Below are 14,643 nucleotides of genomic sequence, written 5' to 3'. Positions count from 1 at the left end.
TATGCTCAATACTTTTCTGGATCACCAATGGAAAGCCTTCTGGCGATCGAAAAACAAAGGAAGTACCATTGCTACTCAAATATTTATTGGGATTGTAGTGCTCTATCTACTGGCTGTGGCTTTTTTCTTAGGAATAGGCCTGGAAATTTTCATAGAAAAAATATTCCCGGGGAAAGATGTCTTTACGATATTTAATGGGGTTATCCTTTATTACTTTGCCGTCGATTTCCTGATGCGCATGCAACTTCAGGAGTTACCAACGCTAAGTATTGTACCTTACCTGCACCTAAAGATTCCGAAAAAGAAAATCGTAAATTTCCTAAACACCAGGGCTTTATTTTCTGCCTTTAATCTTTTGCCTGTTTTCTTATTTGTTCCCTTTTGTGTTACAGCAATATCTAGCGTATATGATCCTTTTACTGCTTTAATGTACGTTGTGTCTATTGCTTCACTAGCTATTTTTAACAATTACTTGGCCTTATACCTTAAGAGAAAGAGTATTCAAAACCTAAGGATTGTTCCAATAATGTTCTTGCTGATTATTGTTACGGGCCTGATGGAATACTTTAAGGTTTTCTCTATTGCAGAAATTTCCAACGGGGTATTCGCCTTTATTACCAGCTATCCTGCTGCAGGATTTGGGTTTACCCTTCTGGCTATATTTCTGTATCAACTCAACTCCAGATATCTCCGAAACAATCTTTACGTTGAAGAGCTGAGTAAAAATGAAGAAAAAAAGACCAGCACTGATTATCCTTTCCTGGACCGGTTCGGAGAAATTGGCGTATTGGTGGCAATGGAGCTTAAACTTATCCTCAGAAATAAAAGAAGCCGATCAGCGATAACCATGAGTATGCTGTTTCTGCTCTACGGCTTCCTCTTTTATAAAAAAGAACTGTTGGATAAGGATAACCTGGAACTGATGTTATTTGCATCCGTATTTATGACGGGAAATTCCATCAGCATCTATGGACAGTTTATGTTTGGCTGGCAATCCGCCCATTTTGATGGGTTGATGGCTAATAAAATAAGCGTCAGAAATTTTATAAAAGCAAAATTCCTGATGTTTACTCTGTTTTCTACCCTTACTACTCTGGTGGCCTGCTTGTATGGCCTTATCAGCTGGAAAATACTTGTGATTCAATTCGCAGCTTATTTTTATAATATTGGAATCGGGACGGTGATCGTCTTGTACTTCGCGACAAGAAATTACAGATCGATGGACCTGAGTAAGGGATCAAGTTTCAACTTCCAGGGAGTCGGTGCCAGCCAGTGGGTATTAGGGCTTCCATATTTTTTATCTCCATATCTGATTGTGCTACCATTTTCATTATCAGGATCACCCTATTGGGGACTCCTTGCATTAGGAGGCTGTGGACTAACCGCTCTCTTAACCCGTGAATTCTGGGTGGATTTTATCGTGAATGAGTTTAATAAAAGAAAATACAAGATTACCGAGGGCTTTAGAGAAAAATCATGATTTTAGAAATTTCGAGTTTACAAAAAGTATACGGGGGCAGAACCGTGGTAAATATTTCAGATTTACAGATCAATGCCGGGGAAACAATAGGGATTGTGGGTAATAACGGTGCAGGGAAAACAACCTTGTTCAGAATGCTGCTCGACCTGATCCGTCCGGATCAGGGACAAATTTTATCTAAGGGCTCAACAGTAATAAATGACGATCAATGGAAGGAATACACCGCGTCCTATCTGGATGAAGGTTATTTAATAGACTATCTGACTTCTGAGGAGTACTTTATCTTTATTGGAAGCTTACACAAAATGAGTGTTGCCCATGTGATGGATTACCTTAAACAATTTCATGAGTTCTTTAATGACGAGATTCTGGGCAAGGGAAAATACATCAGGGACTTTTCTAAAGGCAATCAAAATAAGATTGGGATTGCCGCGGCGTTAATGCAAGCTCCGGAGCTACTGGTATTGGATGAGCCTTTTGCAAATTTAGACCCCACCACTCAGATCAGGTTAAGAACACTGATAAAGTCGCTGAAACAAGAATATAATATGACTACTCTTATATCCAGTCATGACTTGAATCATGTCACAGATGTATGTGACCGGATTATCTTAATGGAAAAGGGTTTGATCATTAAAGATCTCCGCACCAATGAAAATACGTTACGGGAACTGGAAGAATATTTTTCCGGATAAACAGGACTACAACAGAGTAATTGTACAGAATTGTAGTCAGTTTTTCTTACAGATATTTGTTATCACAAGCTTTTAGCAGACATCTGAGTGTTAAAATATTCACATGACACAATAATTTTACAAAAGAATAAGATTGGCATCAGGTTTGATTAATGCTCTGAGTAAAACAAATAAAAAGATTATGATTACTTCAAAATTTAAAATAGCCACATTTAGTATCGCTTTAGCCATGGGTGCAATGACATTTCAAGGTTGCGATAGTTTAACTAAAACACAAAAAGGAGCTGGTATCGGAGCCGCTGCGGGTGGTGTTCTAGGTGCTATTATAGGCAAAAAAGCAGGTAATACTGCTGTTGGAGCTATCATTGGTGCTGCTGTAGGTGGTACTGCGGGTGGATTTATTGGAAAAAGAATGGATAAACAAGCGGCTGAGATTCAAAATGCAATCCCTAATGCTGAAGTAATCCGTGAAGGAGAAGGTATCATTGTAAAATTTGATAGCGGTATTCTATTTGGTTTTGATAAATCTGATTTAACAGCTTCAGCAAAAACAAATATCCAGTCTCTAGCTGGTTCTATCAACCAATATCCTGGAACAGATATCAAAGTAATTGGTCATACAGATAATAAAGGTACAGAAACTTATAACCTGGGTCTTTCTGAAAGAAGAGCTGCCGCTGTTAAAGCATATGCAGTTTCTCAAGGCGTTCCATCTTCACGTTTAATTACGTTAGGAAAAGGATTCTCTGAGCCAATTGCAGACAACACTACTGAGGCTGGAAGAGCTGCAAACCGTAGAGTTGAGGTAGTTATCGTAGCAAACGATCAATTGAAAAAAGAAGCCAAACAACAAGGCAAATAATAAGCACATTTACATCTACCTATAAAAACAAAAACCCGTCGTACTTTGTACTTCGGGTTTTTTATTGTTTAACTTTTTATAGGTTCTTACTGATAGATATCCTCAAAATAATGGATGGCTAATGACTTCAGTAACAATTCCTGCTCCATCATTGCAAACGATGGAACTGGCTTTACCAATTTCCAATGTGGCCATCCATCCTGATCTAATCCTTCCAGTTCATAGAATCCCATTTCACTTAATAAGCGACAGGTTGCAATGTGCATTAATTCTTCCTTTTGACGTTTACTATACTTGCCAGGTCCCTTGCCCAATTCCTGCACACCGATTAAAAATAACATGACCTTTAAATCGGGTATATCAGAATCAAACTCCTGAGCTATCTTTTCTTGCAAAACTTTCCATTTCGCGTGTATTTCTGCAGGTTTCATGGAACAAAGATACAAATTAGCATTTGTGCTTTATTACATTAAGATTAAGCGTTTAGCCGAGCGTTTTGTTATTTTTAGCGTATTGAAAATAGATTCACAGGGTTTAAGATTACTTCATAACCGATAGAAAGATAAACATATACTAATGAAAAAAGAGATCGTAACCGGCCTGATGGCCTATGGTATGTCAGGAAAAGTATTTCATGCCCCATTTGTGCATGCTCATCCTGGATTTAAATTACATGCAGTAACGGAAAGAAACCACAAGACCGCGGCAAGTGATTATCCGGGAATTATTAGTTACGATAGCATCGATGATTTAATTGCTGATGAAGCGATCGAGTTGATCATTATCAATACCCCTAACAATACTCATTACGACTATGCCAAAAAAGCATTAACTGCAGGGAAACATATTTTGGTAGAAAAACCATTCGTCGCCAGTTCTGCTGAAGCTAAAGAAATTTTCAGTCTGGCAAAACAATTGGACAGAAAAATCTTCTTCTATCAAAACAGGAGATGGGATAGTGATTTTATTGCCGTACGAGAAGTGATTGACAGCGGAAAACTTGGTAAGTTGAGCGAAGTCCATTTCCGTTATGACAGATATCGCTCCACAATTGGTGTAAAAAGTTTCAAGGAAGAACCTGTAGCAGCAAGTGGGTTGATGTATGATTTAGGCCCGCATTTATTGGACCAGGCACTAAGTATTTTCGGCAAACCGGACTCATTTCATAAAATTTTAGGGAAAAACCGGGTAGGGACCAAAGTCGATGATTATTTTTCAATCCATCTGAGCTACCCGGAAAGTGTTCATGTATTTGTTCATTCGAACATGATGGTGGTCGATGCTTTACCTGCCTTTGTCATTAACGGTACCAAAGGTTCCTTACATAAGGTGAGAGCAGATGCTCAGGAAGCACAATTATTACAGGGAATGAAAGTCTCTGATCCCGCTTATGGTATTGAAGCACCTGGAACAGCTGGTAAACTGACCTTAATTGACGAAGAGGGAAATAAAACAAAATATGATATTCCATCGCTGAGGGGAAGCTACCTGCCCCTATTTGAAGCGGTATATCAAAGTCTGATCAATCAGCAGCCTTATCCGGTAACAGAGGAGAAGGTTATTACTCAACTGGAAATTCTCGAAGCTTAAAATATGCAGTCTTTTTTCATCCTTATCCCCATCTTTCTGTTGGTAATTTATTTCATTTTCAGAAAAGACAATCATAAAAATTATGTGAGCCTGAGTGAGTCAGATAAACAGTTGTTATTCCAGCATGTAACCTATTATCAACACCTCACGGTAGATGATCGTCTCCGATTTGAACAGAGGCTCTCTGCTTTTTTAAGCGGGATACATATAGAAGGAGTAGGCACTCCGATCAGTGTCCTGGACAAACTTTTAATTGCCTCAAGTGCTGTGATCCCGGTTTTCGGTTTTGAAGACTGGAGATACGACAATCTGACGAATGTATTATTATATCCTGATACCTTTAATAAAGATTTTCAATATGAAGGGGGAGACAGAAACATTTCAGGAATGGTTGGAAGCGGTTATATGAATGGGCAGATGATCTTGTCCAGAGCTGCATTACTTCAGGGTTTCTCCAATGCAGCAGATAAAGAGAATACAGCGATACATGAATTTGTACACTTGCTGGACAAATCAGATGGGGCTACAGATGGAATTCCGGAAAACCTGATGAAACATGAGTACACTATCCCATGGATCAAAATGATCCATGGGGAGATGCACAAAATTGAACAGGGAAAATCAGACATTAACCCTTATGCGATTACCAATGAAGCAGAATTCTTTGCTGTGGTATCAGAATATTTCTTTGAGAAACCAGATCAGTTTAAATCCAGGCATCCTGAACTTTATGAAAGTTTGTCTGAGATATTTTTACAGGATCCAGCGCAAAAACTGCTATAGGCTCCCCAGTAGGGCAACATTGAATTCTGTGGGTATTTCTATATGAGGAATATGCCCACAGCCTTCAAACTCCACAATCTTAGCGCCTGGAATTTTAGCCGCAGTTTGTTTCCCAAGAAAACGGTACTGCCCGTGTAAAGCTTGTTGATCAGGGCTGAGCAAGCCCTTTCCCACTATAGTCTTATCTTCTTTACCAATAAATAAAACAGCAGGTACGCGAACATTGATAAACTCGTGAACCACCGGCTGTTCATAGATCATAGTAAAAGTCATGGCTGCTACTTTCGCCCAACGCGGAAAGTCAGCACCGGCAGTTACTCCTCCGGCAATACGTACCAGCTCCTCATACTCCGGTTTCCAAACAGTAAAATAAGAACTCTGATAATATTTCCTGACACTTTCGGCGGTAGCTTTCAGCTCAGTTTTATATTGATCTTCTGTGCTGATATAAGGAACAAAACTTCTGTAATCTTCCAATCCTATTGGATTTTCCAGCAATAGTTTTTCTGTACTTTCCGGGTACAATAAAGCAAAACGGGTAGCCAGCATCCCTCCCATAGAATGCCCCAGGATATTTGCTTTTTGAATTCCTAAAGTATCCAGTAAGGCTTTATTCCATCGTGCCATCTGATGGAAACTATAATGAATAAATGCTTTCGAGGATTTTCCAAAACCAATCTGATCAGGAACAATCACTCTGAATCCCCTTTCTCTGAGTGCTTTTATCGTATTTCCCCAATAATAACCCCCAAAATTCTTTCCATGAAAGAGCACTACAGTTCTTCCATTTGGAGCATTCAGAGGAGCAACGTCCATATACGCCATCCGCAGGTCCTGACCTTCAGCATGAATAGGGAAATATTTTACGGGGTAAGCATATTTAACGTTTTCCAAAGTGATAGACAAAGTATCTGTTTGCTGAGCCATACCAGCAAGGCTACCGAAGAAAAACAAGAAGTAAAATGAGATTTTTTTAGAAAACATAGGTGAAATTTTAGAAAAAACAATAAAAAGGATCGAAAGTTCTAAACTTAAGCATTATTTATAATTTTGCAGAAATATAAAAAGTATGAGCACTTACCAAATAGGTTTGGAAAGATTATCTCTGGCACAAATCGCCTGGATCATCGAAGAAAAACAAACCCTACAATTATCCGATGCGGCCCTTGCTAAAATAAAAAAATGCAGAAACTATCTGGACGATAAGCTTAAACGTCATGATGGCCCTATATATGGAATCAATACCGGATTTGGCTATTTACAAAATGTAGAGATCGAATCTGAGAAACTTTCTCAATTGCAACATAATTTACTGTTGTCCCACGCCTGTGGTACCGGAGAGGAAGTATCTTCTGAGATTGTACGTTTGATGTTATTGCTGAAAATTCAGTCCCTTAGCTATGGGCATTCTGCAATCGCCTTAACTACCGTTCAGCGTCTGATTGATTTTTACAATAATGATATTCTCCCGGTAATCTACACCCAGGGCTCTTTAGGTGCTTCCGGCGATCTGGCTCCACTAGCTCACCTGGCCTTGCCGTTGATTGGGGAAGGTGTAGTTCTCTATAAAGGGATAAAAACAACGACAAAAGAGCTTTATGCTACTTTAGGTTGGGAAGCATTAAAGCTTCAATCTAAAGAAGGCCTGGCTTTAATTAACGGTACTCAGTTCATGAGTTCCTACGGTGTTTTCTGTCTGCTTAAAGCACAGAGCCTGGCAAAATGGGCAGATGCAATTGCTGCAATTTCCATCGATGGATTTGACTGCAGAATTGATCCATTTGATACATTTAGCCATATCATCAGACCGCATGCAGGACAAATACATACAGCCCAGAATATTAGTAAATGGCTGAATGGAAGTGAACTGATCAAGCGCGAAGGCAAGCAAACTCAAGATCCCTATTCTTTCCGTTGCGTGCCTCAGGTGCATGGGGCAAGTAAAGACAGCATCAACTATATTCAATCTGTTTTTGAAACAGAAATCAATTCCGTAACAGATAATCCAAATGTATTTCCAGACGAAGACCGCATTATCTCTGCGGGCAATTTCCACGGGCAGCCTTTAGCGCTGACACTGGACTTCCTGTGTATAGCTCTGGCAGAATTTGGTTCTATCTCTGAAAGAAGAACTTTTCAACTGATTTCCGGCCAGAGAGGATTACCCCCTTTCCTGGTAAAGGATGCAGGCTTAAACTCGGGTTTGATGATTACGCAATACACCGCAGCATCTATTGCAAGTGAAAATAAACAGCTGTGTACACCAGCATCTATAGACAGTATTGTTTCCAGCAATGGACAGGAAGACCATGTAAGTATGGGTGCGAATGCAGCGACCAAGTGTTTACGAGTAGTCTATAACCTGGAAAGAATCCTGGCAATAGAACTGCTCACCGCAACACAGGCATTAGACCTAAGAAAGCCTCTGGCTTCTTCAGACGCTATTGAATCATTGGTTGCTAATTATAGAAAAGTGGTTTCTTTTAATGAGGCAGATCGTCTATTGGCAACAGATATCGCGGCTTCAGTGAACTTCCTGAAAACAGAAAAAATTTAATACGATAGTATCATAAAAGAACAGGGCTACCATGTTGATCATGATAGCCCTGTTCTTATTTTTGAATGAGATTTCCTACATAAACGGAATGTTGATTCCGAAAGTAACATTCCTTCCTGTATTATAAATACCTGCAGGCTTATATCTGCTCAGGTGATTGTAATATTTTTTATCCAACAGATTCTGTCCAGTTACCCATAGATTCAGTTTTCCTTTTCCCGTCTTGATTGATGTTCCTATACCTGCATCTAGCAAAGTATAACCATCGGTTTGTGTTTCAAAGCTATCAAAGCGAGCCTGTTTTAATACATTACTAACACCAACTTTAATATAAGTTCCGTCAAGCCCTTTTATGCCTGGTTCAAAGCGCAGCTCATTATTAATAGATGCCGCCGGAATGAATGGCAATGGAGAATCATCAGAGCGGTTAATTCCTCTGACATAAGCAAATGAATTTTCAAAGTGAAGCGATTTCACCAGGTGAAAATCCATAGATGCTTCACCACCAATCAGGTCTGCTTTTGTCTGTACAAAACGATAGACAGGTAAAATTTCTATTTCTCCTGCTTCGTTGGTCAACTCTTTAGTTTCCTTATTGAAATTCCCCGGATAGATGTAGTTAAAGATTCTGTTGGCATAAGCATTCAGGCCAAACGTTACAGATTTTGCCGTATACTCCAGGCCAAGATCAAACTGTAAGCTGGTTTCCTGCTTCAGTTTACTATTTCCAATTTCATACCTAAAAGTCCCTTCATGACGACCATTTGCGGCAAGTTCAGCAATATTTGGTGCCCTGAACCCCGATCCGGCATTTCCTTTCAACACGAGATTTTTGGCTACCTCATAAGCAAAACCGATAGAACCGGAAATATTAGAGAACTTATTATCAAAGCGATTAAATACCTGTTCCCCATCTATAGATAGGTCTTCTCCGTTTATTTTTTTATAATCATAACGGGCACCAATATTGATCGCTCCTTTTTCAAAGTTCCGTTTCAGGTATGCAAAAGCTCCAATATTATTGCTATTGTAATCAGGAATCAGGAATTCATCGCCCTTATTGACATTCTTCTGGTACATGCCCTGAACACCAATTGCAGGTTCCCATTTGCCCGCATTAGGAAAATAATACTTTACATCATAGGTATAAGAGTTCAGGTTTAAATTCAAGCCCGGTTCAGTTGCACTTTCTTCAAATTCCTTTCTCATATTTCTTTGAAAGGCGAAAGTAGTTTTCAGCTGTCCGTTACCCAAAATAAAATTACTGTTCAATGCTGCACGGTAGTGATTGATGTTCTGAAAAGGTAAACCTAATCTTCTTTCCTGTGCTTCAGATTTTGTAATCACCTCTCCATTCTCATTCAGGAAATTTCCCTGCTCGTTTGGCCCATCTTCCACCAGGCCAATATTGGTATGAAAACGGGAGAAAGTCAGGTGAGAATATCCCCAGCTTTTATTTAGCCCAACCATTCCATTCAGATTAAACTCATTAAATCCTGAATTCGGGACCGTAGTATTTTTATAACCAAAACCATAAGCGTTCTTATAAGAAGCACGCCCACGATATACAAATCCGTTATCATTGCCCTGAAGCATCAAAGAAGACGCACTAAGTCCATTATTGGTACTATAAGAAGTCGTAAAATCTCCGTTGAATACCCCCGGCGGAGGAACAAGGTCATCAATAATATTAATCACTCCTCCCAATGCGTCAGATCCATAAAGCAAACTGGCTGGTCCTTTCAGGATCTCCACCCGTGCTGCAGAAAACTGGTCTACCTCAATTCCGTGTTCATCACCCCATTGTTGCGCCTCTTCTCTGGCACCGTCTACCATGGTTAATACCCTGTTATAGCCTAATCCCCGGATAGTGGGCTTAGAGATTGCTCCGCCTGTACTCACCTGCGAAACACCAGGAATTCTGGAAATCGCATCAACCAGATTCGTCCCTCCGGCCTGAGCCAGTTTATCTTTGCCAACGGTTACTACTGACAAACTGTTTGTTTTATTGTTGGAACTAAAAGGAGAGCCGGTGATCACCACTTCTGCACTTTCGATAACCGAAGGCTCCATAGGAACATTTAAGGTATTGATGGTAGCCAGATCTACCATTTTTGAATAAGTTTTATAACCTATAAAACGGACCTCCATTAAAAATCTTCCCTTTGAAGGAATGTTTTTTAAGGTAAACTCTCCGTTGCTATTAGTGGTCGTTACCGCTTTTAAATCGCTGATGTATACTGTGGCGCCAGCCAAAGGTTCCTGAGTGCTGGCATCGGTAATTTTACCCTTAACTTCTGACAATTCTGCCGCAAAACTATTGGCAGAAAAAAAAGTATATAGCAAGACAATTAATACAAGATGTATCTTTTTCATGTGTGTTTTTATTTATTGGCCCTCGCCAATGTTCTGTTGTGTATAAAAAGAAAATCGCTGAATAGAATCAGCTCTCCTGACGAAACAAAATGCGCGTATCATTGTACACGGATTTACATTGCCTGGAAATTATAAAAAGAAAGATAATATTACACAACAGGGGGGCCGCGGAGGGAAGAACCAATAAGCTCCGTATAAGAACCGCTGGCAGTAGCGTAGTCTTTGGATATCGTTCTCATCTCCAGGAACACCTGAAAATGAGTGTACTGATGAAGGTAGTTTTTTTCAAAATGTGCTGCACAGATCAGACAGTTATCGGTATGATTGCTGACATGTAGTTTATGACTACAGGTTTTCTGGTGTTTCACACATTGAACTTCCTCTTCATGGTGATGTAAAGCGCCAAAAGGAATCAATGCAACAGCAAACACCCACAGCAAAACAATGGATATAATCTGGTGGATATGTTGCCTGTTCTTTTTCAATTTTGAAGGCTAAAAATACTCAATTTCGTATAAATACATACATTTGTTTTATAACATTGCCCTTATATGACTGCAAATATGGATATTAGTTTAGACTTAAGTAAAAAACAAACCCCAACCGGAAATACATTGACCTGTAAAGGATGGGTACAGGAGGCGGCGTTACGAATGCTGTTAAATAACCTTGATCCTGAAGTAGCTGAACGTCCGGAAGACCTGATCGTTTATGGTGGTCGCGGTAAAGCTGCCAGAAACAAGGAAGCTTTAGCCCTGATTGTAAAAGCACTACAAAATTTAGAAGATACCGAAACCTTACTGATCCAATCTGGAAAGCCAGTGGGTATATTACCAACGCATAAAGACGCTCCAAGGGTTTTAATATCCAATTCCCAGTTAGTCCCAAAATGGGCAACTCAGCAGCATTTTGATGAACTGGAAGATAAAGGATTGATGATGTATGGTCAGATGACGGCCGGATCATGGATTTATATCGGTTCGCAGGGAATCGTACAGGGCACCTATGAGACTTATGCTGCTCTGGCGCGCAAACATTTTCAGCGTAACCTGAAAGGCACATTGAATGTGACGGCCGGATTAGGAGGAATGGGTGGAGCACAGCCGCTAGCCATCACCATGAACCAGGGTGTTTGTCTTGCTGCTGATGTGGAAGAATGGCGCATTCAAAAGCGGCTGGAAACCCGTTACATTGATGAGATTGAACATGATATCGATACAGCTATTGATAAAGCCTTACAATATAAAAAAGACGGGAAAGCCATTTCTATTGGCGTGGTTTGTAATGCCGTAGAATTGTTACAGCGATTGATAGACCGAAATATCATTCCTGATACATTAACTGACCAGACTTCTGCACATGATCCATTAATTGGTTATTTCCCTGAAGGACTTAGTGTTGCTGAAGCAGCGAAACTACGTATTGAAAATCCGGAAGAATATGTAAAACAGTCGTACGCAACAATGGCAAAACATGTACGACAAATGCTGGAGCTGCAAAAACGTGGTGCGATCACTTTTGACTACGGAAATAACCTTCGCGGAAGAGCGTTGGAAGTAGGGGTTGAAAATGCCTTCGATTTTCCTGGTTTTGTACCCGCTTATATTCGTCCGCTATTTTGTGAAGGAAAGGGGCCTTTCCGCTGGGCTGCACTAAGTGGCGACCCACAGGACATCTATGAAACGGATAAACTGATTTTGGAACTTTTTCCAGAGAATGAAAGTCTGAAACAATGGATCACTATGGCTCAGGAACGCATTGCATTCCAGGGCCTGCCCGCACGTATTTGCTGGCTTGGTCAGGGAGAAAGAGAGAAAGCCGGATTGGCATTCAATAAACTGGTAGCGGAAGGTAAAGTAAAAGCACCTATAGTAATTGGAAGGGATCACCTTGATACCGGCTCAGTAGCCTCGCCAAACAGAGAGACCGAAGCCATGCTAGATGGCTCTGATGCAGTAGCTGACTGGCCGATTCTAAATGCGTTGATTAATACCGCTGGTGGTGCCAGTTGGGTTTCTTTACACCATGGTGGCGGTGTTGGAATAGGTTATTCTATCCATGCAGGAATGGTGATCGTTGCTGATGGGACCGATGATGCAGCTGTCAGGATCAAACGAGTTTTACACAATGACCCGGCAATGGGTGTAATCAGACATGCGGACGCCGGATATGATATCGCCAAAGATACTTTACGTCAACACAGGTTAGGTCTTTAAGAATTCCCGTTGCTCCGTTATTGTTTTTATTACAAAATTATGATGGAATAATAAGCTAAATTGAGCGGTCTGCAAAACTAAGCAGACCGCTTTAACGTTTATTATTAAAATAAAAAGGAATGGCAACGGCTCAGCAAATTAAGAATGCGTACATCGACTACGTACTTAGCAATGATGAAAAACCAAAATCAGTATACAGTTTCGTTAAGAAGTTAAAAATTTCAGAAGCTGATTTCTATGAGTCTTATGCCTCATTTGAGAGCATTGAAAAGAACATCTGGGTTGAGCTCACCCTAGAGACCATTAATACTATCGAGGACCAGGAAGTCTGGAGTCAGTATTCCTCCCGCGAGCGGATCCTTGCCTTCTTCTACAGCTATGTAGAGGTCTTAAAAAAACAAAGGAGTTTCATCATTTATACGTTAAAGTCTACTAACAATAAATTCAGTACCCCAGATGTTTTATCAGGTGTAAAACCCATTTTTGAAAATTTCGCGGAACAAATCATCAATGAAGGCCTAGACAATGGAGAACTTGCCGACCGTAAATTTTTGAGCAAAAGATACAAAGATGCCGTATGGATTCAGTTTGGTTTTATTCTGAATTTCTGGATAAATGACGATAGCTCCGGATTCGAGAAAACAGATGAGGCTATTGAAAAAGGCATCAACGTAACCTTTGACCTTTTTGAGCGCTCTCCACTGGACAACCTGCTGGATTACGGAAAATTTCTTTCCAGAAATGGTAAATTCAAAGAAAAGATGGGGCTTTAATATTCATGAAAGAGCAGGAAAGCATTCCCGTAACAAAGGGACAGAGATCAGCGAAATTTGTAAAAACAGGAATTCAGATCGGCGGAAATTACATCAAACATTATTCGAAAAAGCTATTCAATCCTGGTCTGAGTAGAGACGAGCTAAACGAAGACAATGCAACTGACATTTATAAATCGCTCAGTGAGCTTAAAGGCAGTGCTTTAAAGATTGCACAGATGTTGAGTATGGACAAGAACATACTCCCCAAATCTTATGTCGACAAGTTTACACAATCTCAATATAATGCACCTCCTCTTTCCGGCCCGCTGATTGTCAGAACTTTCAGCAAAAATTTCGGAAAAACTCCTGATCAGATCTATGATAATTTTAACATTCATTCGAGTAATGCCGCCTCGATCGGACAGGTACATCAGGCAGAGTTAAATGGAACGACCCTGGCTGTTAAAATACAATATCCAGGAGTTGGTGACAGCATCTCTTCAGATCTGAAACTGGTAAAGCCCTTTGCTTTCAGATTACTGGGGATGAATGAAAAAGACCTTAATATCTATATCAAAGAAGTAGAAGAAAGACTACTTGAAGAGACAGATTATGAACTCGAAGTGAAGAGATCTATCAAATTCTCTGAAGCTTGCAGACACCTGAACAATGTTGTGTTTCCAAAATACTATCCAGCGCTATCCGGAAAACGAATCATTACGATGGACTGGATTGAAGGGATGCACCTAAAAGAGTTTTTAAAAACAAACCCATCACAGGAACTTCGGAATAAAATCGGGCAGGCTTTATGGGATTTCTATAATTTTCAGCAGCATGAGCTCAGGGCCGTACACGCGGATCCCCATCCAGGTAATTTTATGATTACTCCTGATGAAAAACTGGGTGTCATAGATTTTGGTTGTATTAAAGAGATGCCAGATGATTTCTATCATCCTTTCTTCTCGCTGATTTCGACAGATGTAATTAAAGACAAGGCTAAAACCATTGCGGCTTTCCGTCAACTCGACATGATTCACAAAGACGATACAGAAAGTCAAATAGAATTTTACTACAAAGCATACCGGGAAATGATTGAATTATTTGCCCGTCCATACACCAGCAAAACATTTGATTTCAGTAAACCTGAATTCTTTGAACAGTTGTATGCGTATGCAGAGAAAGTAGCCACTATGCCTGAATTTAAGCAAGCCAGAGGAGTTAAACATTTCATTTACGTAAACCGTACCAATTTTGGTCTATATACAATTCTGCAAGAGCTAAAAGCGCTGGTCAATACAGACAGTTTTCAGCCGCATCTTCAGTAAAATA

General features: G+C 40.1%; 13 protein-coding genes. 9 read left to right on the top strand and 4 right to left on the bottom strand.

Going from position 1 to position 14,643, the window contains the following annotated elements; genetic code table 11:
- The first annotated feature begins 1 nt into the window (after window position 1).
- The 3 genes from BFS30_RS10875 to BFS30_RS10865 all read left to right on the top strand — a co-directional run bounded on the left by BFS30_RS10875 (window position 2) and on the right by BFS30_RS10865 (window position 3,037).
- Entirely contained in the window at window positions 2-1,480 is a 1,479-nt protein-coding gene (locus tag BFS30_RS10875) for a DUF5687 family protein (RefSeq protein ID WP_069379314.1), read from the top strand.
- Window positions 1,477-2,175 carry an ABC transporter ATP-binding protein gene (locus BFS30_RS10870; RefSeq protein ID WP_069379313.1) on the top strand — a complete coding sequence of 233 codons (699 nt, stop codon included), beginning with the start codon at window positions 1,477-1,479 and terminating at the stop codon, window positions 2,173-2,175. The genes BFS30_RS10875 and BFS30_RS10870 overlap by 4 nt, the downstream gene beginning before the upstream one ends.
- A 181-nt stretch (window positions 2,176-2,356) precedes the next feature.
- Window positions 2,357-3,037 (top strand): OmpA family protein, encoded by a 681-nt coding sequence (locus BFS30_RS10865; protein WP_069382388.1) that lies wholly within the window; start codon window positions 2,357-2,359, stop codon window positions 3,035-3,037.
- 86 nt (window positions 3,038-3,123) lie between these two features.
- Here BFS30_RS10865 and BFS30_RS10860 read toward each other — a convergent pair whose 3' ends face one another.
- Window positions 3,124-3,468, bottom strand: a complete 345-nt coding sequence (locus BFS30_RS10860) for a hypothetical protein (RefSeq protein ID WP_069379312.1) — start codon at window positions 3,466-3,468, stop codon at window positions 3,124-3,126.
- A 145-nt stretch (window positions 3,469-3,613) separates the two neighbouring features.
- Between BFS30_RS10860 and BFS30_RS10855 the strand changes: the two genes are divergently transcribed.
- Window positions 3,614-4,627: a Gfo/Idh/MocA family oxidoreductase gene (locus BFS30_RS10855; protein WP_069379311.1), complete on the top strand. Its 1,014-nt coding sequence runs from the start codon at window positions 3,614-3,616 to the stop codon at window positions 4,625-4,627.
- Between the two features lie 3 nt (window positions 4,628-4,630).
- Complete coding sequence (locus tag BFS30_RS10850; RefSeq protein ID WP_069379310.1) at window positions 4,631-5,410, top strand: zinc-dependent peptidase; 780 nt, start codon at window positions 4,631-4,633, stop codon at window positions 5,408-5,410.
- On the opposite strand, the gene BFS30_RS10845 is transcribed toward BFS30_RS10850, so the two are convergent.
- On the bottom strand, window positions 5,405-6,394 hold the full coding sequence (locus BFS30_RS10845; RefSeq protein ID WP_069379309.1) for an alpha/beta fold hydrolase: 990 nt from the start codon (window positions 6,392-6,394) through the stop codon (window positions 5,405-5,407). The genes BFS30_RS10850 and BFS30_RS10845 overlap by 6 nt on opposite strands.
- Window positions 6,395-6,479: 85 nt before the next feature.
- Here BFS30_RS10845 and hutH point away from each other — a divergent pair, with 85 nt between their 5' ends.
- Window positions 6,480-7,967 (top strand): histidine ammonia-lyase, encoded by a 1,488-nt coding sequence (gene hutH / locus BFS30_RS10840; protein ID WP_069379308.1) that lies wholly within the window; start codon window positions 6,480-6,482, stop codon window positions 7,965-7,967.
- Between the two features lie 75 nt (window positions 7,968-8,042).
- Here the strand turns inward: hutH and BFS30_RS10835 are convergent, their stop codons facing one another.
- Together BFS30_RS10835 and BFS30_RS10830 are read right to left on the bottom strand one after the other, a co-directional pair.
- Complete coding sequence (locus BFS30_RS10835) at window positions 8,043-10,343, bottom strand: TonB-dependent receptor (RefSeq protein WP_069379307.1); 2,301 nt, start codon at window positions 10,341-10,343, stop codon at window positions 8,043-8,045.
- A gap of 149 nt (window positions 10,344-10,492) precedes the next feature.
- On the bottom strand, window positions 10,493-10,828 hold the full coding sequence (locus tag BFS30_RS10830; protein WP_069379306.1) for a hypothetical protein: 336 nt from the start codon (window positions 10,826-10,828) through the stop codon (window positions 10,493-10,495).
- A gap of 78 nt (window positions 10,829-10,906) precedes the next feature.
- On the opposite strand from BFS30_RS10830, the gene hutU reads away from it, so the two are divergent.
- The 3 genes from hutU to BFS30_RS10815 all read left to right on the top strand — a co-directional run bounded on the left by hutU (window position 10,907) and on the right by BFS30_RS10815 (window position 14,639).
- Window positions 10,907-12,559, top strand: coding sequence for a urocanate hydratase (gene hutU / locus BFS30_RS10825; RefSeq protein WP_069382387.1), 1,653 nt, complete (start codon window positions 10,907-10,909; stop codon window positions 12,557-12,559).
- Window positions 12,560-12,678: 119 nt separating this feature from the next.
- Window positions 12,679-13,332, top strand: coding sequence for a TetR family transcriptional regulator C-terminal domain-containing protein (locus BFS30_RS10820; protein WP_069379305.1), 654 nt, complete (start codon window positions 12,679-12,681; stop codon window positions 13,330-13,332).
- A 5-nt stretch (window positions 13,333-13,337) separates the two neighbouring features.
- Complete coding sequence (locus BFS30_RS10815; RefSeq protein WP_069379304.1) at window positions 13,338-14,639, top strand: ABC1 kinase family protein; 1,302 nt, start codon at window positions 13,338-13,340, stop codon at window positions 14,637-14,639.
- Window positions 14,640-14,643: the final 4 nt, after the last annotated feature.

This window comes from Pedobacter steynii (genome assembly GCF_001721645.1).
Lineage (GTDB): Bacteria > Bacteroidota > Bacteroidia > Sphingobacteriales > Sphingobacteriaceae > Pedobacter > Pedobacter steynii_A.
Note: the sequence above shows the minus strand (reverse complement) of the source record. Positions and strands in the feature narration are given on the sequence as shown.

Excerpts from the sequence above, each read along its gene's own strand:
- hutU (WP_069382387.1), top strand. The coding sequence starts at position 10,907 with ATGGATATTAGTTTAGACTTAAGTAAAAAACAAACCCCAACCGGAAAT.
- BFS30_RS10850 (WP_069379310.1), top strand. The coding sequence starts at position 4,631 with ATGCAGTCTTTTTTCATCCTTATCCCCATCTTTCTGTTGGTAATTTAT.
- BFS30_RS10870 (WP_069379313.1), top strand. The coding sequence starts at position 1,477 with ATGATTTTAGAAATTTCGAGTTTACAAAAAGTATACGGGGGCAGAACC.
- BFS30_RS10865 (WP_069382388.1), top strand. The coding sequence starts at position 2,357 with ATGATTACTTCAAAATTTAAAATAGCCACATTTAGTATCGCTTTAGCC.
- BFS30_RS10875 (WP_069379314.1), top strand. The coding sequence starts at position 2 with ATGCTCAATACTTTTCTGGATCACCAATGGAAAGCCTTCTGGCGATCG.
- hutH (WP_069379308.1), top strand. The coding sequence starts at position 6,480 with ATGAGCACTTACCAAATAGGTTTGGAAAGATTATCTCTGGCACAAATC.
- BFS30_RS10815 (WP_069379304.1), top strand. The coding sequence starts at position 13,338 with ATGAAAGAGCAGGAAAGCATTCCCGTAACAAAGGGACAGAGATCAGCG.
- BFS30_RS10820 (WP_069379305.1), top strand. The coding sequence starts at position 12,679 with ATGGCAACGGCTCAGCAAATTAAGAATGCGTACATCGACTACGTACTT.
- BFS30_RS10860 (WP_069379312.1), bottom strand. The coding sequence starts at position 3,468 with ATGAAACCTGCAGAAATACACGCGAAATGGAAAGTTTTGCAAGAAAAG.
- BFS30_RS10855 (WP_069379311.1), top strand. The coding sequence starts at position 3,614 with ATGAAAAAAGAGATCGTAACCGGCCTGATGGCCTATGGTATGTCAGGA.
- BFS30_RS10845 (WP_069379309.1), bottom strand. The coding sequence starts at position 6,394 with ATGTTTTCTAAAAAAATCTCATTTTACTTCTTGTTTTTCTTCGGTAGC.
- BFS30_RS10835 (WP_069379307.1), bottom strand. The coding sequence starts at position 10,343 with ATGAAAAAGATACATCTTGTATTAATTGTCTTGCTATATACTTTTTTT.